This window comes from Pseudomonas sp. HD6422 (assembly GCF_025377065.1).
In the GTDB taxonomy this organism is placed as follows: domain Bacteria; phylum Pseudomonadota; class Gammaproteobacteria; order Pseudomonadales; family Pseudomonadaceae; genus Aquipseudomonas; species Aquipseudomonas putida_U.
Genome location: NZ_JAHWIW010000028.1, coordinates 41,266 through 66,226 on the forward strand (window position 1 = coordinate 41,266; position 24,961 = coordinate 66,226).

At 57.0% G+C, this 24,961-nt stretch carries 20 protein-coding genes, 1 other RNA gene and 2 pseudogenes; 9 read left to right on the forward strand and 14 right to left on the reverse strand.

Annotated elements, in window-relative coordinates; genetic code table 11:
- Positions 1–394 precede the first annotated feature (394 nt).
- Positions 395–1,054 (forward strand): hypothetical protein, encoded by a 660-nt coding sequence (locus tag KY379_RS19805; RefSeq protein ID WP_141745107.1) that lies wholly within the window; start codon positions 395–397, stop codon positions 1,052–1,054.
- Between the two features lie 163 nt (positions 1,055–1,217).
- On the opposite strand, the pseudogene KY379_RS27290 reads toward KY379_RS19805, so the two are convergent.
- Positions 1,218–1,444: pseudogene (locus tag KY379_RS27290) on the reverse strand (hypothetical protein); the annotation flags it as partial.
- A 1,438-nt stretch (positions 1,445–2,882) separates the two neighbouring features.
- On the opposite strand from KY379_RS27290, the gene KY379_RS19810 reads away from it, so the two are divergent.
- The 4 genes from KY379_RS19810 (at position 2,883) to KY379_RS19825 (ending at position 7,639) form a co-directional block, all read left to right on the forward strand.
- Positions 2,883–3,764 carry a LysR family transcriptional regulator gene (locus tag KY379_RS19810; protein ID WP_080963551.1) on the forward strand — a complete coding sequence of 294 codons (882 nt, stop codon included), beginning with the start codon at positions 2,883–2,885 and terminating at the stop codon, positions 3,762–3,764.
- 36 nt (positions 3,765–3,800) lie between these two features.
- On the forward strand, positions 3,801–5,366 hold the full coding sequence (locus tag KY379_RS19815; RefSeq protein ID WP_047934862.1) for a methyl-accepting chemotaxis protein: 1,566 nt from the start codon (positions 3,801–3,803) through the stop codon (positions 5,364–5,366).
- Between the two features lie 9 nt (positions 5,367–5,375).
- Entirely contained in the window at positions 5,376–7,127 is a 1,752-nt protein-coding gene (locus KY379_RS19820) for a putative bifunctional diguanylate cyclase/phosphodiesterase (protein WP_208209484.1), read from the forward strand.
- Between the two features lie 143 nt (positions 7,128–7,270).
- Positions 7,271–7,639, forward strand: coding sequence for a hypothetical protein (locus KY379_RS19825; protein ID WP_155418818.1), 369 nt, complete (start codon positions 7,271–7,273; stop codon positions 7,637–7,639).
- 261 nt (positions 7,640–7,900) lie between these two features.
- Here the strand turns inward: KY379_RS19825 and KY379_RS19830 are convergent.
- From KY379_RS19830 to KY379_RS19875, 10 genes and pseudogenes are all read right to left on the reverse strand, one after another.
- A pseudogene (locus KY379_RS19830) lies at positions 7,901–9,085 on the reverse strand (helicase-related protein); the annotation flags it as partial.
- Between the two features lie 241 nt (positions 9,086–9,326).
- Positions 9,327–10,832, reverse strand: a complete 1,506-nt coding sequence (locus tag KY379_RS19835; RefSeq protein WP_028699669.1) for a YfjI family protein — start codon at positions 10,830–10,832, stop codon at positions 9,327–9,329.
- On the reverse strand, positions 10,829–11,077 hold the full coding sequence (locus tag KY379_RS19840; protein ID WP_013974306.1) for a helix-turn-helix transcriptional regulator: 249 nt from the start codon (positions 11,075–11,077) through the stop codon (positions 10,829–10,831). Before KY379_RS19840 ends, KY379_RS19835 begins: the two co-directional genes overlap by 4 nt.
- 246 nt (positions 11,078–11,323) lie before the next feature.
- Positions 11,324–11,715: a transfer-messenger RNA gene (gene ssrA, locus KY379_RS19845) on the reverse strand.
- Between the two features lie 102 nt (positions 11,716–11,817).
- Positions 11,818–12,114, reverse strand: a complete 297-nt coding sequence (locus KY379_RS19850; RefSeq protein WP_196171917.1) for a hypothetical protein — start codon at positions 12,112–12,114, stop codon at positions 11,818–11,820.
- A 162-nt stretch (positions 12,115–12,276) separates the two neighbouring features.
- On the reverse strand, positions 12,277–12,528 hold the full coding sequence (locus KY379_RS19855) for a DUF3077 domain-containing protein (RefSeq protein WP_133330476.1): 252 nt from the start codon (positions 12,526–12,528) through the stop codon (positions 12,277–12,279).
- A gap of 150 nt (positions 12,529–12,678) precedes the next feature.
- Positions 12,679–12,960, reverse strand: a complete 282-nt coding sequence (locus KY379_RS19860) for a hypothetical protein (protein WP_261241167.1) — start codon at positions 12,958–12,960, stop codon at positions 12,679–12,681.
- Positions 12,961–13,363: 403 nt separating this feature from the next.
- Positions 13,364–16,174, reverse strand: coding sequence for an FAD-binding and (Fe-S)-binding domain-containing protein (locus KY379_RS19865; RefSeq protein WP_261241166.1), 2,811 nt, complete (start codon positions 16,172–16,174; stop codon positions 13,364–13,366).
- 81 nt (positions 16,175–16,255) lie between these two features.
- A complete protein-coding gene (gene lldD / locus KY379_RS19870) occupies positions 16,256–17,401 on the reverse strand; it encodes an FMN-dependent L-lactate dehydrogenase LldD (protein WP_133330390.1) in 1,146 nt (381 codons plus the stop codon).
- 61 nt (positions 17,402–17,462) lie between these two features.
- Positions 17,463–19,133 (reverse strand): lactate permease LctP family transporter, encoded by a 1,671-nt coding sequence (locus KY379_RS19875; RefSeq protein ID WP_196171915.1) that lies wholly within the window; start codon positions 19,131–19,133, stop codon positions 17,463–17,465.
- A 253-nt stretch (positions 19,134–19,386) separates the two neighbouring features.
- Between KY379_RS19875 and KY379_RS19880 the strand changes: the two genes are divergently transcribed.
- Entirely contained in the window at positions 19,387–20,154 is a 768-nt protein-coding gene (locus KY379_RS19880; RefSeq protein WP_133330394.1) for an FCD domain-containing protein, read from the forward strand.
- A 124-nt stretch (positions 20,155–20,278) separates the two neighbouring features.
- Here KY379_RS19880 and smpB read toward each other — a convergent pair whose 3' ends face one another.
- The gene (smpB, locus tag KY379_RS19885) at positions 20,279–20,761 is read right to left on the reverse strand and encodes an SsrA-binding protein SmpB (RefSeq protein WP_133330396.1); all 483 of its coding nucleotides are present in this window, start codon (positions 20,759–20,761) and stop codon (positions 20,279–20,281) included.
- A gap of 162 nt (positions 20,762–20,923) precedes the next feature.
- Between smpB and KY379_RS19890 the strand changes: the two genes are divergently transcribed.
- Positions 20,924–21,358 (forward strand): type II toxin-antitoxin system RatA family toxin, encoded by a 435-nt coding sequence (locus tag KY379_RS19890; protein ID WP_133330398.1) that lies wholly within the window; start codon positions 20,924–20,926, stop codon positions 21,356–21,358.
- A 65-nt stretch (positions 21,359–21,423) separates the two neighbouring features.
- Here KY379_RS19890 and KY379_RS19895 read toward each other — a convergent pair whose 3' ends face one another.
- Positions 21,424–21,954 (reverse strand): outer membrane protein assembly factor BamE, encoded by a 531-nt coding sequence (locus tag KY379_RS19895; protein ID WP_133330400.1) that lies wholly within the window; start codon positions 21,952–21,954, stop codon positions 21,424–21,426.
- A 97-nt stretch (positions 21,955–22,051) separates the two neighbouring features.
- Here KY379_RS19895 and fur point away from each other — a divergent pair, with 97 nt between their 5' ends.
- On the forward strand, positions 22,052–22,456 hold the full coding sequence (fur, locus tag KY379_RS19900) for a ferric iron uptake transcriptional regulator (RefSeq protein WP_008096237.1): 405 nt from the start codon (positions 22,052–22,054) through the stop codon (positions 22,454–22,456).
- 76 nt (positions 22,457–22,532) lie between these two features.
- Here fur and recN read toward each other — a convergent pair whose 3' ends face one another.
- Positions 22,533–24,206, reverse strand: a complete 1,674-nt coding sequence (recN, locus tag KY379_RS19905) for a DNA repair protein RecN (RefSeq protein ID WP_133330402.1) — start codon at positions 24,204–24,206, stop codon at positions 22,533–22,535.
- Positions 24,207–24,396: 190 nt separating this feature from the next.
- Here recN and grpE point away from each other — a divergent pair, with 190 nt between their 5' ends.
- A complete protein-coding gene (gene grpE, locus KY379_RS19910) occupies positions 24,397–24,951 on the forward strand; it encodes a nucleotide exchange factor GrpE (protein WP_133330404.1) in 555 nt (184 codons plus the stop codon).
- Positions 24,952–24,961 lie beyond the last annotated feature (10 nt).

Sequence of the window (24,961 nt, forward strand, 5' to 3'; positions counted from 1 at the left end):
CCAGCGTCAGATGACGATCCTGCATCAAAGGTGTAAGTACAGGGCTCCGGCTGCGACGAGAAACGGACGGCAGATGACGGTGCGTCTTCCCGAGCGCAGGGCCAGTACGGAGAATGGGCAACGAATGACGACGGTGAAGTGTGTTCATAATAGTCAGATAGTGATCGGTAGACCGAGCCGGTCAAGAATGGCCGCCGAAGGTGGCTGCTTGCGGCCAGAAGCGGTCATCGCATATCGACAAATTCGGAGGCTATTCATTCATCTATTCAACTGAACGTAGAGCGCTGACGCCGCCCGAAGGCACTTCAATGATGCTGTAGAGCGGTTGCACATCTGAACGATTACAATCTTGCGTTCTCGCCACTTCTGAAAATGAATTCCAATGACTCTAACAATGCCTGAGTGGACTGCGATTATTGCGGCCGGCGGCGTAGCAACCCAGTTCTTGATTGCCCATCTCTCTCGACGACAGATTACGAAGCAGCTTGATCTCCAACACTTGGTATCCCATCGCGCAACGGCGACTTTCGTTGCGGATAAGCGCCAGAAGTGGATTGATGAGCTGCGTATGGACATGGCTTTCCACCTAGCCTTGTCGCAGGAGATCGTCTGGAAGTGGGATGGTATGCGTTCCCGCACGGCACTCCGAGTTCAGGAGGAGGCTTTAGATGTCGCAGGGAAGGTCGATATGACAAAGGCCGGCAAGATTTGGCAGGACGCTGCTGACGCCTTTTCACCGGAAAACGGTGCGCGTGACCGCGAGCACCAAGAGCGACACATTCGCATTATGTTCCGGCTGAATCCGAAGAAGGACTTGCACATCAAGCTTCGGGAGTGCCTCGATTTCATCCGAGTCGCGCTGAACAAGACCCAAAGTGCGAACACGGTAGCTGAAGCCAAGACGCTCCTTGACGAAACACTTCGCTTGGTCAGTGAAGCGCAAAAACACACGGAAGCTATCTTAAAAGCTGAGTGGCAGCGCGTGAAACAGGAGGTCGCCTACCCCGAAGTGTTGATGTCGAGGATCCCCAAGCCTGACCCGAAGAAGCAATGACGGTTTACTCCTTCGGGCACAGCGCTGAGTGATGCTTAGCCGGAGCGTATGGATTTTTTTAAGGCCGAGTACCAGTCGACGAAGAGACCCAGAATGCCATCGACCATCCTGTATTCGTTGATATCCGCCACTGACGAGGAATACCCCGTCACTTATCTGCCCGCGAATAGCCCATTATCATGGGCCTGGATAACAGCACGGTTTTAGGTGCCTTCGCTGTCAGCACTCTCATTGCCTGGCCCTGGGCCGAACCGCTTTTCTACAACCAGCAGGACGAAGAAACCATCAGATAGATGGCGCTTGATGAGCTCTTTCGATTGGTGTCTTCGTTCAGGTCGAATTCGATCCGGCCATCGCTCGTTCCATGCGCCTAGCTTGGCGATCGTTGTAGGTTTGGTGTTAATGGCGTAAATGGCTCGCTGGAAAGCGCCCAACCTTCATGATCCATGACCCACTAAAACGTGGCGTCAAAAATAAGTCATATCGAGCCATCACGAAACTGGTTGTCAAAATTCTGTTCTGCCTCTTGAAAAGTGCGGAAATCTTCGTGGATCATAGTGGCGCAATGAAATCATCGGCAGAGGTGATCGATGTCTCTGCGGCATTCAAAATTGGGAGCAGGCCATGAACACTATTGCTCGTTCAATTAGTCCGATGCGATCTATGCGTACTTACGAAAATTACAATTCAGGAATGGTCTTCCTAACGCAGTACGACGTACGGTAACCAGATTGTGAAAAAAATGGATTGTGGCATTGATCTAGATCAATTGCTTCGATGTTTTTCAAACTCATGCTAGAGATAAATGGCTCGACACCAAAGAAAAAATTATGTTGTGGCAACCGTAAAAATCAACGGGCATAGCTGTCAGCAGAGTTGTTAACGCAAAATGATGCGTTATAAAGAGCTCTGTGGTGATTCGCTAATGTTTGACTGGTGTTTAAGTGTGCGTTGTCATGAAGTGGCGTATTGAAATGATCAGCTAGACACGCCGGTGCCGGGGCTGAGCTTTCACAATCTACTAAGTAAAAATACCCATCATCATCCTCAAGCGGCTTAGGTGGCACTTGGCAATGAGAATGAGTATTTCGCCATTGAGTTACCACCTTAAAAAACGACAAGCGGTGCACTCATATTTCCTTCAGGGTCTGTACAGGCAACAGTTGACGGCTCATCATGCGCTTGAAGTAAGGCTGATCTTGGTAGTGTCATCTTGGATATTTGTTTGCGGAAATACTCGTATCGTATTTCAAAGGGATCTATTGACTTCCGAGAGTATTAGTCATTATTGGTCGGTCATAGTGCTATGGGCAAGCTGCTCTCATTTTGTGATGTCAATATTCCCGAGGTTATTGGTGCTGGGTAGTTTCGCACTGATAATAAATTATGCGCACTGCTTATCTCTGGTTTCATAACAAATATCTGCTCGCCACAATATTATAAAAATAAACTGAAATGGCTATTTGGCATGGATGCTGCGCTTTGGAAAAGAGAGCGGTAGGGCTAGTGTGAAGTCCTATAAAGTTCTGGTTGTAATCCATGTCAAGGTTAAATGCTAATGATTCACAAAAGAGGATCTAAATTCAGTGCAGCTACATAGGCTTATCGGATCCAATTCCTGTCGATGTCAGCATTCACTAATGCTAGTCATCCATAAATGGACGTCTCCTATCCACTGGTGCGTATTCCGCCAAAATTTAGGGCGCGATATCATAGTGACATTAATGGGACACATCCCAACTGATAAGAAGTTTTGCGTACGGAGTCACACAATGTCGGCCTGTCCCCCTCTTAGGCATGAGACCAACCGTCCGGAGAGCGCGCTTTGATGCTCAATGATATATCGCTTTTCGTTCAGATCGTACGCTCTGGAAGCCTTTCAAAGGCAAGCAAGAAACTATCCATCCCAGCAAACACGTTGAGTCGGAGGCTGATAAGCCTCGAAAGGCAGCTTGGAACCTCTCTAATACTTCGCTCAACTAAATCGCTACGCTGTACAGCCGACGGCGAACGTTTGTTTGAGCAGTGCTGTACTAGTATAGACAGTTTAAATCTATCCATTGACTCATTGCAGTCGGCAATAACTGGCATTGCTGGCAAGGTTAGAATTCAAGTGCCATCGGGTTTTTTTGATTGCCCGAGCAATGATTTTTTCTACAAGCTACTAGCAATCCATCAAAAGCTTGAGGTTGAGATTGTTGTGTCTGACGAAGAGCCAGACCTTGTAAAAGATGGTATTGATCTTCTTCTCTATTTTGGGGAGTTAAAGAGAGGGACTTACATTGTTCGGAAGCTATGTAGCTCAATATTAGGGCTTTATGCAAGTGCTGAGTACCTTTCTCGCAATGGGGTTCCTGAGCACCCTGCTGACTTGAGGGGGCATACCTGTATGCATCATACACTTAAAGATTCATTATCTATTAATCGGCTCGATGGTAGTGATCTCAATGTCATTGAATTGCGTGCCAGGTTTTTTAGCAAGTCCATCCCAGCCTTAATTAGTGCTGCGGAACAAGGAGTAGGTATTGCGGTTATAAATACTGCATGTGCCTCAGTCGAGGGTTCATCTCTATTAAGAGTTTTGCCAGACTATGTTTCGATTGGGGAGCCGCTTATTGCAGCTTACTCGAATCACCATGCGCTATCCAGTTGCGCCAGGGTTGTAATGGACTATTTGGTTTCTAGAACCGCAGAGTTGGTCAGTTATTGATAGTCAAAAAAAATTAAATTTCCCCAGGGTATGCTCGTGAGAAAGAATCTACCAATTACCAGTCGGGAGCGCCAGTTTCCGGTAGAGCAACGTCTTATTTCTGCGACGGATAGTAATGGGAATTTGACCTATTGCAATGACGAGTTTATTGCTGTGAGTGGGTTTGGTCGGGACGAATTAATAGGTAGTCCACATAACATTGTTCGCCATCCCGATATGCCCGAGGCCGTCTTTGCACATATGTGGTCATACCTGAAATCCGGCAAAAGCTGGATGGGTATCGTCAAAAATAGATGTAAGAATGGCGATTTCTACTGGGTCAATGCTTACGTTACTCCGATTCTAGAAAATGGAAGAACAGTTGGGTATGAATCAGTTCGCGTAAAGCCTGATATAGAACAGGTTGAACGTGCTATTAAGCTCTACCAGCGCTTGAGTGCAGGTCAGTCTAATGTGGCTTGGACGGAGCGCTTTCAAATTGCGGCTGGCATTTTTAGTATGCCGATCTTGGCTTCTGGATTAGCTGCTGCGATTTTGTTTGGCGGAAATTACTGGATTAATCTAGGTGCTATCAGTCTGTTGTTTTTTGCTTTTCAGGCTCTGGCTACTCGTCATGAAAGGAAAACTCTGGATGGGCTTCGCAATATAGCGGATGGCAGTTTTGATAGTGAGCTAATTGCGCGTACATACACCGACAAAGTTGGTTCTGTGGCTCAACTTCACATGATTTTGATTAGTGAGAGTGCTAGGATTCGCACAGCACTTAATCGGCTTAGCGATTATGCCAATCAAACCGCTAATTTAGCGTCGAAAAGTGGAGGTTTAGCTCAACAGGCTGATGCCGCGTTGCAGCTTCAACGAGATGAAGCAGATATGGCTGCGACTGCGATGAATGAAATGGCAGCCTCAATCAGTGAAGTATCAGTACACATACACAATACTGCGCATGAGGCCAATCAGGTCAATATTCTCAGCCAGACTGGGGCAGACCAGGCACAGAAAACAAGGCAGATAATTGAGAAGCTTGCATCGACCGTACAGGCGATTAGTCAATCGGTAGAGCGCTTAGCATTAGAAACATCCTCCATCCAGCAGGCCGCTGACATGATTCGAGCAATCGCCGATCAGACGAACCTACTGGCATTGAATGCTGCCATTGAGGCGGCAAGGGCTGGTGAACAAGGTAGGGGCTTTGCCGTTGTGGCAGACGAAGTGAGAGCACTCGCATCAAAAACACAAGAATCAACACAGACCATCCAGCAGATAATCAGCTCTCTCCAGCAAGTCGCTAGCCAAGCAGTAAGTATTGCCCACCAAGGGAGTGAAGAGGCACGAATAGGGGTCGAGCAAGTTATTGATACGCAGCGGGCACTGCATGGAATTAGTTTGGCTGTTAATAATATCCATCAGATGAGCGAGCAGATGGCATCTGCTTCCGAGGAGCAGGCTCACGTTGCTGAGGATATCTCACGCCAGATTACATCAATTGCAGAGGTATCTGACCAAAACGCTGACATTGCTAAACAGTCCTCAAGCACAGGCAAAGAATTAGAGGGTACAGCGCATGCTCTACATGTACTAGTTGAACGCTTTAAGGGATAGATCACGTCAATGAAAACCTTCATTACATCAAATGAGTCTACATCCCAGGAGCTCTCTTTGGGGGATCTATCTCATGCCATTTTCGAAGCAGCTGTAGATGCGATGATCGTTATCGATACGGCCGGTATAATTTGTGCCCTTAATCCAGCGGCAGAAACAATTTTTGGATTCCTCCGCACAGAGCTTATCGGAAGGAATGTCTCGACCCTCATGCCGGATCCGGACTCTAGTAGACACGATGACTACCTGCGCGCCTATACCAAAACCGGTGAAAAGAAGATTATCGGCAAAGGGCGAGAGGTTGTAGGCAAACGAAAGGATGGTAGCTTATTTCCAATGCACTTGAGCATTGGTGAACTAAGTGTTGGCGAGCAGAAGCTATATGTTGGGATTTGTCATGATATAACTGTTCGTAAAGAAATGATTGAAAAAATAACATACATGGCAACTCATGATAGTCTGACGGGATGTGTAAATCGAAATAGTCTTCATGAAAGGTTGCGGGATCTCATACTTTTTTGTCAGGGTGGTGAGTGGCAGTTAGTCATACTTTTTATTGATCTGGATGGATTTAAACAAATTAATGATCATTATGATCATGATGTTGGTGATCGTTTGCTTAGCGATCTGGCGCAGAGACTTCAAAAGAATCTGAGTAAGAGTGACCTGTTGGCGCGGATGGGGGGTGATGAGTTTCTCATAGCCTCGATTCAGCCACGTGAGCGTAATGCGCCTCGTAGGTTAGGTCAGCGCCTGCTAGACTGCCTTTCAACACCTTTTAATATTAAAGGTATTGAGATTAGAGTTCGCGCAAGTATCGGTATTAGCCTATCCCCAGGGCATAGCCAAAACAGCGATCAACTGATTAATGATGCGGACATAGCTATGTATCAGGCTAAGGCAGAAGGTGGGAATTGTATACGTTTCTTCCGTCTTGATCTACGCGATAAGATGGAAAGTACTTTCCGGACTGTCGGCCGTCTACGAAAAGCAATTGAGCTAAATCAATTTGAACTGCACTATCAGCTACAGTTTGAGCTGGTGCCACCTTATCGGCCTTCTGGTCTCGAAGCCTTGATTAGATGGAATGATGGTTGTCATGGGACAATATCGCCAGCCAATTTTATTCCGCTGGCCGAGGAGTATGGACTAATGCCGGCGATCAGCCGCCTCGTACTTGAGCGTGCATGTAGCGATAACAAGGAGCTGATCTCTGAAGGTTTACTTGATGTGCCGGTGGCAGTCAATATTTGTAGTAATTCATTCTTGCAGAGTGACTTTATTGGGCAGGTGAGCGCTACCCTTAGGCGCGTCGGGCTCCCTCCTAGTCGCTTGGAGATAGAGATAACTGAAAGCATTGCAATTCACGATATATCTCTTGCGATTAAGACTATATTGGCATTGCATGATCTTGGCGTCGAGGTTTCCATGGATGATTTTGGTACTGGTTATTCTTCTCCTGGAATACTTAAAAGGCTGCCAATAGATCGTTTGAAGATTGATAGAACATTTATTGGTGAACTGCCGCACAATGAATTTGATCGTGCAATTGTTCAGGCCACGCTCATAGTGGCCAAGAGCATTGGTATGCAAGTGGTGGCTGAAGGAATTGAGAATGCAGAGCAGCTAGATTTTTTGCAGAAAAATGGTTGCACCTATGGCCAAGGTTATTGGTATGCAGAACCCTTGCCGCTACCCAAGTTAAAAAACTTGCTGGTTATAAAGAGGGAGAATTACTGCGAAAATTCATCATTTGCGTAATCATGTACGAATGGGCTATGTCGTTGCGGTTTTTGTCCTGAGGTTTCGTGTTGTGCGAAAATTTTGAAAGCGCGCTTGTATATACATGGCTGTACGACTCCGATGTTTTTGATTATGCTTTATAATTCGAAGCGGTGGGATGTGTGGAAAAGTTAAGTGGTGTTTTCCTGGTGTTAATGGAGTCTGGTGTCGAAACAACCGGCTCGTCGGATTGGGTCGATATTTTTAATGCGCTAAGCGCAAATGATAGATGCTTTTGCAGTCCTGCGAATCGTAATGATATGGCTGTTTTTACCTCGACCCAAAACCATATTTTCATGCCATTTTCTCAAGCAGTAGTACCTGAGATCTGGAAGATCATTGCTATTTGGCTGGCGGCAAATGCTCAACGATCACTACGATTAAAAATCGGAGAGGCCGAATTTGAGGCGAGCTCCTTGGTTGAAATTATAGATCTACTTAATAGGGCGTTATTAATATATAATTTAAATTATGAATTCAACGATAATTGATTTTGGTTGAGGGTTACTAGGGCATATAGAAGAAAGTGAGTGGTAATGAGCCATCTTTAAATTTCATGAGTACATGAATAATAGATGCCTATAGTTTCTCCAAAAGCCGGATCGACAAGTCCGCTCTAGCAGGCAAGCATTGTAAGATTGTCGAGCATCGTTGCAGTTGTCCTTTCATCGATATTTCCATCAATGGTCAAACTCTCGTCAAAATGTCATATCCGCAGGCGGGAAAAAAGGCCACCCGAAGGTGGCCATATGCTATGCCGCGATCAGCTGTCTAGCTAGCGCCATTTCAACCGAGTCTCCGTCCTGGTTCAGGGAGTCGAGCCCTGATTCCGGTACATCACCCGAAGTGCTCTGCGCCACTGCGATCTTCTTGGCCATCAGCTGCAGGCAGGTGATCTGCGAGCTGCCGGCGTAGCCGAAGAAAATCACGCGCACCGGGTGCTTCTGTCCGATCCTCCATGACCGCCGCGCTGCCTGCTGCAGGGTGTACACGTTGTACCCCGTCTGCAGGAACGCGATGGTCGGGAAGTCCAGCAGATCCAGCCCGGTCTTAACCAGCTCCGGGTTGGTGAGTAGCACATCGACGCCGCGGTCGACCTGGTCGAGAATCCAATCCTCTCGCCGCGCCGTTTCAACCGTGGCCCGCAGTACCGCCACGCGCAGGCCCGCCTGCTCGAGGACCTTCTTCAATCGGGACGTGGTATCTCGCGTCCCGCTGTAGACGGTGTAGGCGAGGACCTTGCGGCCTTTCGCTTTCTCCTCGAGGCACAGGTTCAGCAGCGCCTGCTCCTTGGGCATCAGCTCATCGTCGCCGAAAAGCGCCGGCACAAAGGCCAGCGTGTCGCGGGTACGGGGATGTTTGACCATCTCCGGTCGGAAGCAGCAGTCTGGCCAGGCCAGGAGCACATTGAGCACGACCCCAAGCAAGGTAGTGTCGCGACGCGCCAAGGCTTGCCGGAGTGCCGTGGTCAATGTTCCAGCCAGGCGCTGGTAGGCCGAGTCCTGCTCCGGCGCCATGGGCACGTCGACGAACTCCTCCTGATAGCTGGGCAGCACATTGCCGCCGATATCCTTGAGCTTCAGGAACACGGTGAACGGCAGCACGAACCGGTGAATGCCTTTAGGGCCGAAGCCTGGGGCTTTCACGGTACGGACGGAGAGCTTCTTGCCCTTGGCGGTCTTGTGCGAATCGCCATCGCGCTCGGTGTAGATGTCCTTGAGCACGCCGTGATCGCGCATGAACGACATGGCTGCAGGAGCCATGCTACCACGTGCGTTTGGTCGATAGCCGTCCTCGATCATGCGCCTGGTGAGGATGCGGAACAGGAGGTAGAACAGGTCGTCGGCGTAGCCACCCATCAAGGTCCCGGTCAGGAGCAAGGTTTTGCGCGCCTTCGCGGCCAACACCCCCATGGCCTGGCCCTGGGCCGAACCACTGCCAAGTGCAGCCCTGATCGTTGTCGAGAGTCCGCTATTGGCCGATTCCGGCCTGATTCGACAGATTCAGAGCGCCGCTTCGCAAGCACTGGCAGCTGCCCCAAGCGCTCAGGTACGTCCATTTGGGCGCTGATTACTTATCCCAACCAGGAAAAGAGTGCCTACAAAACCTACAGAACTTAGTTTCGTAGGTTCTGTAGGCTGCGCTACCGGCCTTTTTGATAAACAGGTTGGGGCGAGGCTACGTTTTTCGCCAGATGTAGCGTGTTGATGGGCGGCCACCTTTTTCTCCGGCCACCTCGTAGCCAATGATTAAGTCGTGTTCAGCCAGAACTGCGAGTGCGTTGTTCACAGCGTCCTGTGAGCCTAATCCCATCCAGTCCTTCTGACGCACCTCGCGTGGGGTAAACGGCTCGGGTAATTTCTGCTGACGCTCCAGGATCAGCCTGGCACCGAGTAGTGGGGCGTTGATAGCTGCGCCGTAGAGTCGCAAGGCATGGCTCATCAGGTAGCTCGCCCAGTTAATGGCGCGTGATGTGGACTCTATGCCCACGGCTCTCTGACCACCTTCGACCAGTTCGAACAATAGGGCCAACCCCGCAATGGTCTGCGGCATTTTTAGATAATGGGATTGCAATGCTGGGTGAAATTCTTCGCTCCGGCTTTGTTGCATATGACGCGTATACCAGGCGTTAAACATTTCCTGTGCTTCTGGGCTGAACCTGAGCGTAGTACGGGGCTCGGATGGTAGCTGATCGAGGTAGTCAATAACCTGTTTCACTTGCTCAGCAGCAGCTTGGTTTGGCCAGCGATCGACCAGACGCCACTGACGGATATCGTCGGGATAGACGGCGAGCTGTAGGCGCTGAATCAGGCCGTCATCCACCTCGCCGCTGATCGAGGCGTTCACGAGGGATGCGATTCGTGAGGGTTGAATTCCGCCTATCAGCGATAAACAACATGACTCGATGAACAGGGTTCCTCGGCCAATACGATCGTAGGTGAATGAGCCGTTGCCATCGAAGCACTCCAAGTAGAAAGCGCGTGCCACTGAGCCGTCCTCACTCTGTATTGTTGCGAGCCAGCCCCCGAGCTCGTCACGTACTAGCAGCAGGCCGTTTGGGTTTTCGTTGAGCAGCTCACCGAGCTTTTCTACTGTTGAGTCGTTGACGGTGTAACGACGCTGCACTGGGGGCAGCACATTACTCGAAACCTTGGTGAGTTCCTCCCGCGCTCCAAGTTTGTCACCGCTGCCTACAAGTTTTGTGGCCTTGCTCTTAGCAGCCTTGCGCTCGATGTCGAGCAGCTCAGTGTTGGTCCTGTACTCCTCCAACGCCATGGAGTGCTGATTTCGCTCTCTTGTCTCCAATGCGTCCAAGGGACGAAGCGCTTGCTTGAGCGCTGGTGTTTTCATTGCAGACGGCCTTCCAATGATGACTCCCCATTGGTTGGGAACGACAGTCCAATCATCATGTTGCTTCGGGTGGATGGTGAATTTGCGTCCGACTACGGCGCTAACAGCAACCACAAGCGCGACCCCAACGAAATCCGGTGGGCACTGAGTGCGCTCGGCGACATCCAGCACGTATTCTTGAAGAACAGCAGGCAGTAGCTCTCCACGCCAGGGCATAACCCTGGCCAATCCGCTCGGCAGTGGCTTTGGCACGATGCTTGGATTCAGATACGAAGCACGTGCTGCCTCGGGCATTTCCGCCAAGAACGACGGTATCTGCTCGTGTGTGGTCATTGCTCAGCTCTCTCAGAGAGAGCCCGAGTGACTCCATCACGCTCGCTGATCTTGCCCTCCAGCCAGGCTTCCACCTCCGCGACGACGAAGTAAACGCCAGCCTGTTTGGTTGAGCCAAATTTGATGGGGCGAGGGAAGCTGGGATCGTTTTCTCGCAGCTTCTCGAGGCCGGAGCGGCTCTTGTCAAAGCATTGCTGCAGAGAGGTATGGCTGATCAGGTACTTCTTGGGGGCATGTGTCGGCATGTGCGGGTCTCTGTGTGTAAGCCGACACAGATTTAATACTCCTGAAAGATCGCTGTGGCGCGTTTTCAAACCGGAAAAGCGACAGAAAACGTTTTTTCGGTTGTTGAGGTAACGGCGGTAGCCGGGGAGGGGCTTCACGGGAAGGGAGGCTGTCATAAAGCTGGCATTACCCAACCATAACGGCCCAAAAAGACACAAAAAAGGCACTGTAGCTGTTCGCTAAGTGCCTGATTTGTAAAGGATATTTGGTGGAGCCGGGGGGATTTGAACCCCCGTCCGCCAGTACTCCGCTGTCGGTACTACATGCTTAGCCGTGTCTACTGAGTTAATCCGCAGCCGCCCGACGGGCAGGGTGCTTTGGACGAGTTGGGTAAGTTTTAGTCGCTTTGCCCCCAACGTGCTACACGACGATCCTGTTCTGTATGACAATCACTTCGGGTTTACAGGCATCCCCTGGTGATTGCTGGAGCCGAAGCTACCAGGAGAGCGGGCTCAGCTGCTTACGCAGCGAGAGCGTAGCCCTCGTAGTTTTCGTCATTGGCAACTATAGAAAGTTGCAACAGTGGATTTACGAGTTCTGTTACCAACTCGGCATGCACCTAGAGTTTCGCAACCGGCGTCGAATCCTAATCGGCCCCACGCTACAGCTCTAGCTCACGTACCTGTCGGCACGTACGGGCAGTATACGTGATTGCGCGGGCGGCGTCGACAACATGCCGCCTCGCTCCCGCCGCGAAGGCTCAAGCACCGCCGCTGCCGCCTGCCGAACCACTGCCTTTGTCGGTTTTTTCCAGGCGCTCGAGCACCTTGGAGGTAATGGCGATGCATTCCTTGGTGTCGCCCGACGCTTGGGCTGCCTTGGCCTTGTCGATGTGCTCGGTGACGGCTTTGTCCAGGCCTTCGGAGGTGGCGCCGGCGGTGGCCATGCTGTCATCGATTTTCTGCAGGTTGATGGCGCACAGGTCTTCGGCGGCGAATACCGGGGAAGCCAGGAGGGTAGCGGCCGCGAAGAGGGCCGAGAGTGCGGTGCCTTTCATGGGTATCTCCTTTTAGGGCCTCTGGAGGGTGGGCCTGTAACGATTGACTGTGGCGGATTTGCGGGGGTTCAATCGGGATGATGGCGGGGCGGCATGATGGAGTGTGGCGAGATGTTGCGGGCGGGAGCGCCCTTGCGTCGAGACAGGGCTGCTCCTCATGGGTCAGTTGGTTTTGTTCAGACCCAGTTCGATGTCGTCGATCAGCGCCTTGGCCATTTCGCTGAGGATGCGTGCGGCGCTGCCGGCCTTGCGGTCGTTTTCCATTTCGGCTTCGGTGGTGAGGTGGCGGATGCAACCGAGCAGGACCGAGAGTTGGCTGAAGGCGTGGTCAAAGGGGATGCCCGGCTGCAGGCGGAACAGGTCGAAGGTTTCGATGCCGGCGGTGGTGGCGTGGGTGGGGTCGGTGGTGTCCATGGGATTGGTTTCCTGAATTCGGTGGGGGATGGCACCGGCGTAGCCGGTGTTCGCGGGCAAGCCCGCTCCCACAGGTACAGCGCCGAGCTCGAAGTTGGCGATTCCCCTGTAGGAGCGGGTTTACCCGCGAAGAGGCCGGTTAGGCCGCTATCAATGCAGACTTGGTTTGCGTTCCAATGCCAACAGCAGGGCATCCGCCTGAGCCCAGGTGATTTGCATGGCGCGCAGGCCGTTCTCGACCGATTCGCGCATGGCTTCATCTTCGATGCTGTCGACGGCATAGCGGCATCGGTTATAGGCGATCATCAGGTAATGGGTGACGTTCATCACCACATGGTTTAAGGGTACATGACGCTCGATGATGGCGTTGCAGAGGGTGGTGCCGTCGGGGATTTGGTAGAAATGCGGTGGGTCGGGGACGATTTTTTTCATGCAGCCTCCTGAATGCTGAAGGACTGCCGCTTCCGTTCCACAGGAAGGGTGGCAGCTGTACACGGGGTGGAACCCGAGTGCATTCAGGAGTACTCGGTAGGCACGAGGCCTCCCGCGTACAGCCGCCATTAACGACACGCTCCAGAATGCTAGGCCGGGGCTCCACACCCGATCGCTGAACATCAGCGACTCGGACAGCCTAGGGGGCCAGGATTTCCGGGACAATCAGACGCGTGTCGACTTGGGTTGTAGGGTATTTCGCTGGGCGCGGGATCGCTAGTATCGGTGGGTAAGATGAATCTGAGAGCGGCGAGGGATATGGCCTGTGTTGCTTGCGCGGGCGGCGCTCGATATCCGCGCCACTACAACAACATCGGCGAGCACTCTGCCTCCCACTCAACCCTCAAATACTCCGCGGCCGCGTCACCCGATCGACCAGATAAACCAACCCGTGATAATCGATCCCACTGTGGCTCGACAGCCCGATCTCGCAGGTCCGGCTGGTCGAAATCCCCTCGCTGCAATGCTGCACCGCATCCTTCAAGCTACGCAGCGAGTGGGCATTGAGCTCCGGCGTGGTGAACCCCTTGTCCCCGGCAAACCCACAACAATGAATTCCTTCGGGTACAACCACCTGCTTGCTGCAGCGCCGCGCCAGGTCGATCAGCGCCTGGCTTTCGCCCAGGTGTTGGGTACTGCAGGTCACATGCACGGCCACCGGCTCGTCCTGAGGGGTGAACTCCAGCCGGTCGAGCAGATGAGTGCGGATGAACCGCACCGGGTCGTACAGGTCGAGCCGGGTGTCTGCCATGTCCTGCACAAGGCGCAGGGTGCAGGGGCTGGTGTCGCAGTAGATCGGGTCGAGGCCGCCACGGCTGGCCTGCAGCAGGGCGTTGATCAACTCCTGGCGCTTGTGCTCGGCCTGCTCGGGATAGCCTTTGGAAGCGAACGGCTGGCCACAGCACAGGCTGTCGGCGTTGTCCGGAAACACCACCTGATAGCCGGCTTTTTCCAGCAGCGCACGGGTCTTGTCCAGTAGCGTGCTCTGTTCGCGGTCGGCGTAGGCTGGGCCCATCGCCCGCGACACGCAGGCGGCGAGGTACACCACGCGTGGCCGGGCATCGTTGCTCGCCGGGCCGAAGGTCAGGCCGCGTACCGGTTGCGGGATCGCCGGTGTCCACTGTGGCAGGCGGCCCTTGCTGGCCTTGCTCAAAGCCGCGCTCACCCGCGCCAGGCGGGGGGCGCCGAGCAGCTTGCGCGCGGTGTCGGCGGCCGTCAGGGTCAGGCGTGCGCCGCCCAAAGCCGTGGTGAAATGCTCGGCCAGCCAGTCGGCAGTCTTTTCCTGCTTGGCGGCCTGGCTGCGCAGTTTCTTCACCAGCTCGCCGGTGTTGATGCCCACCGGGCAGCGCTGAGCGCACAGGCCGGTGGCGGCGCAGGTGTCGATGCCCTGGTACTGGTAGGTCTGCAACAGCTCTCGGGTGTCGATGCCAGCGCGCTTTTTGGCCTGGATATCGCGCCACATGACGATGCGCTGACGCGGGCTTAGGGTCAGCCCCTTGGACGGACAGATCGGTTCGCAGAAGCCGCACTCGATGCACTTGTCGACGATCTCGTCGGCAGCCGGCAGCGGCTTGAGGTGCTTCAGGTGGATGTCCGGATCTTCGCTCAGCACCACATCGGGATTGAGAATGCCATTGGGGTCGAGCAGGCGTTTGAGCGCCCACATCAGCTGGTAGGCATCCTGGCCCCACTCCAGCGCCACGAACGGCGCCATGTTGCGCCCGGTACCATGTTCGGCCTTCAACGACCCGCCGAATTCCACGGCCACCAACTGCGCCACGTCGTCCATGAATGCCTGATAGCGGGCAACTTCCTCGGGGCTGTTGAAGCCCTGGGTGAAGACGAAGTGCAGGTTGCCCTCCAAGGCGTGGCCGAAGATGATCGCCTCGTCGTAGCGGTGCTTGTCGAACAGCTCGATCAGGCGATTCACGCCCTCGGCCAACTGCTCGACGGGGAAGGTGACGTCCTCGATGATCACCGTGGTGCCGGTCTCGCGTACCGCGCCGACTGCCGGGAAGGTGTCCTTGCGGATTCTCCACAGCTGGTTGTACACCAGCGGGTCTTCGCTGAAGTCCACCTGCTGCTCCAGCGGGTAGTCGGCAATCGACGCCATGACCTGGCCCAACTGCTCGTGCAGCAGGCTCTGGCTGGCGGCACGGGACTCGATCAACAACGCGCAGGCATTGGCCGACAGGCCTTTCACCCACAGCGGCATGCCTGGCATGTCCTGCACCGAGCGCAAGCTGCGGCGGTCGAGCAGCTCCACCGCCGACACCGGCTGGCGCTTGAGCACGGTCACCGCGCGGCAGCAGCTCTCGACGCTGGGAAACACCAGCAATGCGCTGGCCTTATGGGGGTGATCGGGCACGGTGTCGTAGGTCACCGCGCTGATGAAGCCCAGCGTGCCTTCGGACCCGACCATCAGGTGCTGGAGGATATCCAGCGGCTGGTCGTAGTCCACCAGTGCATTCAGCGACAGGCCAGTGGTGTTCTTCAGGCGGTATTTATGCCGGATGCGGTCGGCCAGTTCGGTGTTGGCGCGGGTTTCGCGACCAAGCCGGGCAAGCGCCTCGAGCAGGTCGGCATGGCTGCGCTCGAAGGCGGCGACGCTGGCCGGGTCTTCGCTGTCCAGGCGGGTGCCGTCAGCCAGTACCAGGCGCATGCCGGCCAAGGTGTGGTAGGTGTTCTGCGCCGTGCCGCAACACATGCCGCTGGCGTTGTTGGCGACGATACCGCCGATCTTGCAGGCATTGATCGAAGCGGGGTCAGGGCCGATCTTGCGCCCGAAGGGGGCCAGCCAGGCATTGGCCTGGGCTCCGATCACGCCGGGTTGCAGACGGATCTGCTCGCCAGCGCCACGGATCTCGCGGCCATTCCAGTTGTCGCCGAGCACGATCAGCAGCGAGTCGCTGATGGCCTGGCCTGAAAGGCTGGTACCGGCGGCGCGGAAGGTAACCGGCACGCGCTCGCGCTGGGCCAGGTGGATCAGCCCGACCACCTCGTCCTCGGATTCGACCCGTACTACCAGCTTCGGAATCAGCCGGTAGAAACTGGCATCGGTGCCGAAAGCCAGGGTCGAAGTGGGGTCGTCGAAACGGCGTTCGGCGGGTATCAGGCGCTCGACATCACGCAGGAACGCGGCGGGCAGGCTCATGCAATCTCCTCGCGGGGCCACGGCGTCTGGTGCGCCGTTGTGCCCCGGTCATTCAGGCGGTGTTACTCAAGGTAGGCGCGCTCAAGCGCCCAGTTCGCGGACCAGCGAGTCGCGGGTGATTTCGCCGATCGACTTGGCGCCGGTGAGCACCATGGCCACGCGCATTTCCTTCTCGAACAGTTCGAGCAGGTTCTTCACTCCGGCCTGGCCATGCACCGCCAGGGCCCATAGGAACGCGCGGCCGATCAGCACGCTGTCGGCACCCAGGGCGATCATGCGCACCACATCCAGGCCGCTGCGGATACCCGAGTCGGCGAGGATCTTCAGATCGCCTTTGACCGCGTCGGCGATGGCCGGCAAGGCCCGGGCGCTGGACAGCACGCCGTCGAGCTGGCGCCCGCCATGGTTGGAGACGACGATGCCGTCGGCGCCGAACTTGACTGCGTCACGGGCGTCGTCGGCATCGAGGATGCCTTTGATGATCATCGGGCCATCCCAGAAGTCGCGGATCCACTCCAGGTCCTTCCAGGAAATCGACGGGTCGAAGTTGGCGCCCAGCCAGCCGATGTAGTCGGCAAGGCCAGTCGGGTTGCCGCGGTAGGTGGAGATGTTGCCCAGGTCGTGCGGACGGCCCATGACGCCGACGTCCCAGGCCCATTCAGGGTGGGTCATGGCCTGCAGCACACGGCGCATCGGGCCGTTCTTGCCGCTCATGCCGGAGTGGGCGTCGCGGTAGCGGGCACCGGGCACTGGCATGTCGACGGTGAACACCAGGGTCTTCACGCCGGCGGCCTTGGCCCGCTCCAGCGCGTTGCGCATGAAGCCGCGGTCCTTGAGCACGTACAGCTGGAACCACATCGGCCGGTCGATGGCCGGAGCGACTTCCTCGATCGGGCACACCGAGACGGTGGACATGGTGAACGGAATGCCATGGGCTGCCGCTGCGCGTGCCGCCTGCACTTCGCCACGGCGGGCGTACATGCCGGTGAGGCCGACCGGAGCGAGGGCCACTGGCATGTTCAGGGTTTCACCGAACAGCTCGGTCTTGAGGCTCAGCTCGGACATGTTCTTCAGCACGCGCTGGCGCAGGGCGATGCTCGCCAGGTCCTCGACGTTGTGCCGCAAGGTGTATTCGGCGTAGGCGCCGCCGTCGGCGTAGTGGAAGAGGAAAGGGGGCAGCTTGCGTTGGGCCGCGGCGCGATAGTCGGTGGAGGCGGAAATGATCATGGATTCTCGCAGCGTGGGTTGAAGGAGATGCCGGGCGCCCGAGCGCCCGGCCCCTTTCACTTTAGTGTTGAACCAGCATGCCGGTCAGCCAGTAGGCCTGGATCAGGGTGATCAGGCCGACGATGGTGGCGAAGAACAGGCTGTGCTTGACGGTGAAGCGGAACAGGTCCGATTCCTTGCCGACCAGGCCGGTGGCGGCGCAGGCCACGGCGATCGACTGCGGCGAGATCATCTTGCCGGTCACGCCGCCGCTGGTGTTGGCAGCCACCAGCAGGGTGTCGTTGACCCCGATCTGGTGCGCGGTGGTCGCCTGCAGCGAGCTGAACAGGGCATTGGACGAGGTGTCGGAGCCGGTCAGGAACACCCCCAGCCAGCCAAGGAACGGCGAGAAGAACGGGAACGCCGCGCCGGTGCCGGCCAGGACCAGCGCCATGGTCGAGGACATGCCGGAATAGTTGGTGACGAAGGCGAAGGCCAGGACCATGCCGATCGACAGGATCGGCCAGCGCAGCTCCCAGAAGGTCTCCTTCAAAGTGGTCAGACCAGTTTTGAAGTTGATCTTGAGCACCGCCATCGAGATCAGCGCCGAGAGGAAGATCGCGGTACCGGTGGCGGAGATCGGGTCGAGCTTGAACACTGCAGGCATGGCGGTCGGTGTCGCGACGATCGGCGCGGTCTTGACCACCAGTTGGTCCAGGTGCGGGATGGCGAAGTTGAACACGAAGTTGTACATCGCGCCGCCTGGGGCGAAGGCCGCCTTGAACGGCTTCAGGGTCCAGATGGTCACCAGTACGGTGAGGATCAGGAACGGCGACCAGGCCTTGAAGATCTCGCCGAAGCTGTATGGGCTCGGCTGGCTGCCGCTTGGCTGGACCACGGCGGCGCCTACGCTGCCCTTGGCCTCGGCGAACGAGCGCTTCGGTTGCCAGACCTTGAGGAACAGGGTCAGGCAGATCAGGCTGGCCAGCGCCGAGGTGATGTCCGGCAGCTCCGGACCGATGAAGTTCGAGGTGAAGTACTGGGTCACGGCGAAGCTGAGGCCGGCCACCAGGGCGGCAGGCCAGGTTTCCTTCACCCCGCGCAGACCGTCCATCATGAACACCAGCCAGAACGGCACGAACAGCGACAGCAGCGGCAGTTGGCGACCGGTCATGGCGCCGATGTGGAAGGCGTCGATGCCGGTGACTTGGCCGGCCACGATGATCGGGATGCCCAGGGCGCCGAAAGCCACGGGCGCGGTGTTGGCGATCAGGCACAGGCCCGCGGCGTACAGCGGGTTGAAGCCCAGGCCCACCAGCAGGGCGGCGGTGATCGCCACCGGCGCGCCGAAGCCGGCCGCGCCTTCGAGGAAGGCACCAAAGCAGAAGCCGATCAGCAGCACCTGCAGGCGCTGGTCGTCGGTAATCGACAGCACCGAGCTGCGGATCACTTCGAACTGGCCGCTCTTGACCGTGAGTTTGTACAGGAACACCGCCGCGACGATGATCCAGGCAATTGGCCAGAGGCCATAGAGGAAGCCATAGCCCGCGGCAGCCAGGGCCATGTCGACAGGCATCTGGAAGGCGAAGATCGCCACCAGGATCGACAGGCCAAGCGTGATGCTGCCGGCCACGTGGCCTTTGAGGCGGAACACGGCCAGGGCGAGGAAGAAGAACACGATCGGGATGACGGCTGCCAGGGCAGACAGGCCCAGACTACCAAGGGGGGTATAGAGTTGTTGCCAGGTTTGCATAATGGGGTAGCCCCTAATTGTTGTTGGTCAGCACTGGCATTGGATAATTGGTAAGACCAATTTACAATGGCTGGACGCTAGGTTAAAAGCGCGCTGATGCCTGTGTCAATTTGTCCTGGCTGAAACTTTGGTCGAGCGGCGATGAGCGGTGGCTGAACGGCTGCAAAAAAACCTAACTGATGGGTGCTGGCACGGCCCGAATCAGTGAGAATGGCCGACCCCGAATTCAGCAGGGGTTTGTGGAGAGCATGTGATGGTTTTTGATCAGGTCCGCCAACGGCGCCTGTCGGACGATATCGTCGACCGGTTGGAAGGGATGATTCTGGAAGGCACGCTGACGTCGGGACAGCGGCTGCCGGCCGAGCGCGTCCTCGCCGAGCAGTTCGGCGTGTCCCGCCCGTCACTGCGTGAGGCGATCCAGAAGCTGGTGGCCAAGGGCTTGCTGGTCAGTCGCCAAGGGGGTGGCAATTTTGTCGCCGAGTCGCTCGGCTCGACGTTCAGCGATCCGCTGCTGCAGCTGTTGGAGCACAGTGCCGAGGCCCAGCGCGACCTGCTGGAATTTCGCCATACCCTGGAAGCCTCCTGCGCCTACTACGCCGCGCTGCGCGCTACCGAGCCTGACCGCGCGCGCCTGAAGGCAGCCTTCGACACCCTGCAGGATTGTTACGCCAGGGCCGACGAAGTCACTCGGGCAGAGGAAGGCGCAGCCGATGCACGCTTCCACCTGGCGATTGCCGAGGCCAGCCATAACGCGGTGCTGTTGCACACCATCCGCGGGTTGTTCGATTTGCTCAAGCGTAATGTGGTGACCAACATCGGCGGCATGTATCAACAGCGCGCGGAGACGCGCGACATGCTGATCAGTCAGCACCGCGAGTTGTATCAGGCGATCGTCGAGGGTCGGGCAGAGGAGGCGCGGGAGGTGTCGAGCCGGCACATTCTGTATGTGCAGGAAGTGCTCGAGGAAGCCCAGGACGAGGCCCAGCGAGTGGCGCGGGCGGAGCGGCGCAGCGGGCGCTGAAAGCTGTATTGGGTCATTCGCGGGACAAGCCCGCTCCCACAGGATCTGTGCCGAGCGTCGGTCAGCGCAGATCCTGTGGGAGCGGGCTTGTCCCGCGAAAGGGCCGCAGCAGGCTAGAGAAGACTCAGTCTTCCTTGCCCTTGTTGCGCACCGCACGCTGCAGCTCGCGGTTGGAGTCGCGTTCGCGCACGACATCGCGCTTGTCGAACTCCTTCTTGCCCTTGCCAAGGGCGATTTCGCACTTGATCAGGTGCTTGCTCCAGTACAGCGCCAGTGCCACGCAGGTATAACCCTTCTGCGCGACAGCCGCTTCCAGGCGCTCGAGTTCGCGCTTGTTCAGCAGCAGCTTACGGGTGCGGATCGGGTCGGCGATGACGTGGGTGCTGGCGGTGGTCAGCGGGGTGATGTGGCTGCCGAACAGCCAGGCTTCGCCATCCTTGAGCAGCACGTAGCTGTCGGTCAGGTGCGCCTTGCCGGCCCGCAGGCTCTTTACTTCCCAACCGGACAGGACCAGTCCGGCCTCGAACTTGTGTTCGATGAAGTAATCGTGTCGCGCTTTCTTGTTTTGCGCGATGGTCCCGGTCGGATGTTTCTTTTGCTTAGCCATAGGGGCGGCATTATAGGCAGTCGCCGCGTCGTCGGCTACGGGATTTCAGTGTGCTTGAGCCACTGCAATGAATACCGGACAATACAAAACCTGTCACATGTACAGAACCTGTTTTCGGCACGCTGCGAAGCGCCGCCACCCAGCCTTGGAAGTGATGCCTGGATGACTACCCATATTCAACGCTCCGCCCTGCTGCCGTACCCCGCCCAGGCGCTCTACGATCTGGTCAACGATGTGGCCAGCTACCCGCAGTTTCTGCCTTGGTGCTCGGACTCCACGGTGCTCGAAGCCAGCGACGCGCACATGCGCGCGAAGCTTGAAGTGGCTAAGGGCGGAATGAGCCAGCAGTTCGTCACGCGCAACTCGCTGGTGCCTGGGCAATCGATCGAGATGAACCTGGAGGAGGGGCCTTTCACCCAGTTACATGGGGTGTGGGTATTCAAGGCGCTGGGCGAAAAGGCCTGCAAGATCAGCCTGGACCTGTCGTTCGATTACGCAGGCCCGTTGGTGCGCGCTACCCTCGGTCCGCTGTTCAATCAGGCGGCCAATACCCTGGTCGATGCCTTCTGTCAGCGCGCCAAGCAGCTACACGGCTGAGGTTTCAGCAGCATCCACAAAAAAGCCCGGGCCATGGCCCGGGCTTTTTCTGTATACGGCTGCAATTACTGCGGTGAAGTTTCCAGCGGTGCCGGCGTCGGGACAGGGGTGGTCTCGATGGTGTCGATCTCGCGCTGGATCGACTCTTCGGTGGAGCCTGGCTTGGCCGGCTTTTCTTCCGGTTGAGCTGGCGCCTGGCCTTCGGTTGCTGGGCTGACGGTAGTGTCGCCGCTGCCGCCGAGGATCTCCTGGTCGCGGCTCACGCCCGGCATGAAGTCGCCCGACAGGCTGACCAGTTGGTCGCTGTCGTTGAAGAACACGCTCATGCGCTCCTGCTGGCGTTTGCCGCCGCCTGGCTGCAGGCTGTACAGGTAGTCCCACCGATTGGTGTTGAAGGTGTCCTGGAGGAGGGGGTTACCCATGATAAACCTTACTTGCCGACGGGTCATTCCGGGGCGTAATTGGTCTATCATGTCTTGCGTGACGACATTGCCCTGCTGGATGTCGATTTTGTAAACCCCGGGAAACGAGCAACCGGCGAGTGCGAGCAGTCCCACGAACGTGAGGCTGGTTAGCAAGAGCTTGGTGTTTTGCATCGGTGGGCGACTTCCACTATCTTGGCTGGACAACGTAAACACCGATCATACCCGTATTAAGAGAAGCTGCGAAGCAGCATCGGCGAGAAAGCTGACCATGGTTGAAAATAGCGAATTGCGCAAAGCCGGTCTCAAGGTGACCCTGCCTCGAGTCAAGATCCTTCAAATGCTCGATTCGACCGAGCAACGCCACATGAGTGCCGAGGATGTCTACAAGGCGCTGATGGAGGCTGGCGAGGACGTCGGTCTCGCAACCGTCTACCGCGTTCTGACCCAGTTCGAGGCGGCAGGCCTGGTGGTTCGCCACAACTTCGACGGCGGCCATGCGGTGTTCGAGCTGGCAGATGGCGGTCACCACGACCATATGGTCAACGTGGAGACCAGCGAGGTCATCGAGTTCATGGATGCTGAAATCGAGCGTCGTCAGAAAGAGATCGTGGCCGAGCATGGCTACGAACTGGTGGACCACAATCTGGTCCTCTATGTGCGTAAGAAAAAGTAACGATTAAATCGTTATAAATAGCAAAGGCGACCTTCGGGTCGCCTTTGTGCTTTCTGCGTTGGTGTTCGAGCTGGCTCTATACCTTGCTGCTCACCACCATCTTGCGCGCATGGGCCAGTGATTCCTTGGTCAGGTCGATGCCGCCCAGCATCCTTGCCACCTCTTCGACCCTCTCGCGTTTGCCCAGGCTTGCCACGGCGGTGTGCGTGGTATCGCTGTTGCGTACCTTGTGCACGAACAGGTGGTGATGTCCCTGGGCGGCTACCTGCGGTAAATGGGTCACGGTCAGCACCTGACCACGCTCGCCCAGTCGACGCAGCAGTTGGCCGACGATTTCCGCCGTGGGGCCACCAATGCCCACATCCACTTCATCGAACACCAGGGTCGGGATGCGTGAAGTCTGCGCGGTGATGACCTGGATCGCCAGGCTGATACGCGACAGTTCCCCGCCGGAGGCGACCTTGGCCAGGCCCTTCAGCGGTTGCCCCGGGTTGGCGCTGACCAACAGCTCGATCTGCTCCAGGCCGTGAGGGGAGAGATCGGTGCCTTCGTTGGGCGTGAGTTCGATGCAGAAGCGACCGCCCGGCATGCCTAGGCGCTGCACCTCCTGCTCCACGGCGACCGCCAGTTGCTGGGCGGCCTGTCGGCGCAAGGCGCTCAGCTCGGCGGCCTTGGCCTGGTAATGCTGGGCGAAAGCCGCTTGCTCATCGGCCAGGCGTTCGAGCGCTTCGTCACTGGCGTTGAGGCCTTCGAGTTCATCCATCAACTGCTGTTGCAGGTGTGGCAGCTCGGTCGGGTGCACCCGGTGTTTGCGGGCAAGGGTGTAGATCGTGTCGAGGCGCTCTTCCAGGGCCTGCAGGCGCATGGGATCGGCGTCGAAATTGTCGAGGAAGCGGTTGAGTTCGCCGACCGCCTCTTCGACCTGAATCTGCGCGCTGGCAATCATGTTGGCCGCTTCGCCGAGTGCCTTGGGCGCATTGGCTGCGGCGCCCAGGCGATTGAGGCTTGAGGTGAGGGCGCTTAGCACGTTGCCCGAATCGCTTTCGCTGCACTGGTCGATGACCTGTCGGCAAATGCCGAACAGGGCCTCGGCGTTGGTCAGGTTCTTGTGCTCCTGTTCGAGCTGTTCCAGCTCGTTTTCGCCCAGGCCGAGGTTGTCGAGCTCTTCGAGCTGATAGCTGAGCAACTGATGACGGGCGCGTTGCTCGTCACCGGAGTTGGTCAGCCGTTCCAGCTCCAGGCGCGTCTGGTTCCAGCGCTTGGCGGCCAGTTGCACCTGACGCGCGAGGTCGATGGCACCGGCGTACTCATCCAGTAGCCGGCGGTGGGTGTCGGTCTTCAGTAGCGACTGGTGTTCGTGCTGGCTGTGGATGTCGATCAGCAGCTCGCCCAGCGCCTTCAGGTCGCCCAGTGGGCAGGGGGTGCCGTTGATGTAGCCACGGCTGCGGCCTTCGGCGGTGATCACCCGGCGCAGGATGCACGGCCCGTCGTTGGCCAGGTCGCGCTCGGCCAGCCAGGTGCCTGCCTCGGGAATGTCCGCGAGGTCGAAGGTGGCGAGGATGTCTGCCTTGTCCGCGCCGGGGCGCACCACGCCGCTGTCGGCACGGTCGCCGAGGGCGAGGCCGAGGGCGTCGAGCATGATCGACTTGCCCGCACCGGTCTCGCCGGTGATGACGGACATGCCGCGGTCAAGTTCGAGATCGAGGTGTTCGACGATGGCGTAGTTATGGATGGACAGGTGCACCAGCATGAGGGCGGCTCCCGAAGATCGTGTCTGGTTATTTATACAGTAGTTTTTTCGACTCTGCCAAGGCCCGTCCGGAGAATCTCCTGGGCCGTCGTCGGGCGGTCAGCCCTTGAACCTGATTTTTCCGACCCCATATAGCCGGCAGACACGACGAGCTTGGCTCGCCCTACAGAAATTGCGAAGGAGAACCCCAATGGCTGACGAACAGCTGGATGAGAAGAACCTTAACGCCGAAGAAGCTGGCGCAGACAACACCGATGCCCGCGTTCAAGAGCTCGAGGAGCAGCTGGCCGCGGCCAAGGATCAATCCCTGCGCGCTGTCGCCGACCTGCAGAACGTGCGTCGCCGCGCCGAGCAGGATGTCGAGAAAGCCCATAAGTTCGCCCTGGAGAAGTTCGCCGGTGACCTGCTGCCGGTGATCGACAGCCTGGAGCGTGGCCTGGAGCTGTCCAGCGCCGACGACGAGAACATCAAGCCGATGCGTGAAGGCATCGAGCTGACCCTGAAAATGTTCCACGACACCCTCAAGCGCTACAACCTCGAGCCGCTGGATCCGCACGGCGAGCCATTCAACGCCGAGCACCACCAGGCCATGGCCATGCAGGAAAGCGCAGAGGTCGAGCCCAACAGCGTGCTCAAGGTGTTCCAGAAGGGCTACCTGCTCAATGGTCGCCTGCTGCGCCCCGCGATGGTGGTGGTCAGCAAGGCGCCGGTTGCTCCGCAACCTTCTATCGACGAGCAGGCTTGAAATCCTTCGG

Coding starts and splice junctions, on each gene's coding strand:
- KY379_RS19840 (WP_013974306.1), bottom strand. CDS start 11,077: ATGCCGACACATGCCCCCAAGAAGTACCTGATCAGCCATACCTCTCTG.
- KY379_RS19880 (WP_133330394.1), top strand. CDS start 19,387: ATGGTTTTTGATCAGGTCCGCCAACGGCGCCTGTCGGACGATATCGTC.
- KY379_RS19855 (WP_133330476.1), bottom strand. CDS start 12,528: ATGGACACCACCGACCCCACCCACGCCACCACCGCCGGCATCGAAACC.
- lldD (WP_133330390.1), bottom strand. CDS start 17,401: ATGATCATTTCCGCCTCCACCGACTATCGCGCCGCGGCCCAACGCAAG.
- KY379_RS19805 (WP_141745107.1), top strand. CDS start 395: ATGCCTGAGTGGACTGCGATTATTGCGGCCGGCGGCGTAGCAACCCAG.
- recN (WP_133330402.1), bottom strand. CDS start 24,206: ATGCTGGTGCACCTGTCCATCCATAACTACGCCATCGTCGAACACCTC.
- KY379_RS19890 (WP_133330398.1), top strand. CDS start 20,924: ATGACTACCCATATTCAACGCTCCGCCCTGCTGCCGTACCCCGCCCAG.
- KY379_RS19875 (WP_196171915.1), bottom strand. CDS start 19,133: ATGCAAACCTGGCAACAACTCTATACCCCCCTTGGTAGTCTGGGCCTG.
- KY379_RS19810 (WP_080963551.1), top strand. CDS start 2,883: ATGCTCAATGATATATCGCTTTTCGTTCAGATCGTACGCTCTGGAAGC.
- KY379_RS19850 (WP_196171917.1), bottom strand. CDS start 12,114: ATGAAAGGCACCGCACTCTCGGCCCTCTTCGCGGCCGCTACCCTCCTG.
- smpB (WP_133330396.1), bottom strand. CDS start 20,761: ATGGCTAAGCAAAAGAAACATCCGACCGGGACCATCGCGCAAAACAAG.
- KY379_RS19835 (WP_028699669.1), bottom strand. CDS start 10,832: ATGACCACACACGAGCAGATACCGTCGTTCTTGGCGGAAATGCCCGAG.
- KY379_RS19895 (WP_133330400.1), bottom strand. CDS start 21,954: ATGCAAAACACCAAGCTCTTGCTAACCAGCCTCACGTTCGTGGGACTG.
- fur (WP_008096237.1), top strand. CDS start 22,052: ATGGTTGAAAATAGCGAATTGCGCAAAGCCGGTCTCAAGGTGACCCTG.
- KY379_RS19820 (WP_208209484.1), top strand. CDS start 5,376: ATGAAAACCTTCATTACATCAAATGAGTCTACATCCCAGGAGCTCTCT.
- KY379_RS19860 (WP_261241167.1), bottom strand. CDS start 12,960: ATGAAAAAAATCGTCCCCGACCCACCGCATTTCTACCAAATCCCCGAC.
- KY379_RS19865 (WP_261241166.1), bottom strand. CDS start 16,174: ATGAGCCTGCCCGCCGCGTTCCTGCGTGATGTCGAGCGCCTGATACCC.
- grpE (WP_133330404.1), top strand. CDS start 24,397: ATGGCTGACGAACAGCTGGATGAGAAGAACCTTAACGCCGAAGAAGCT.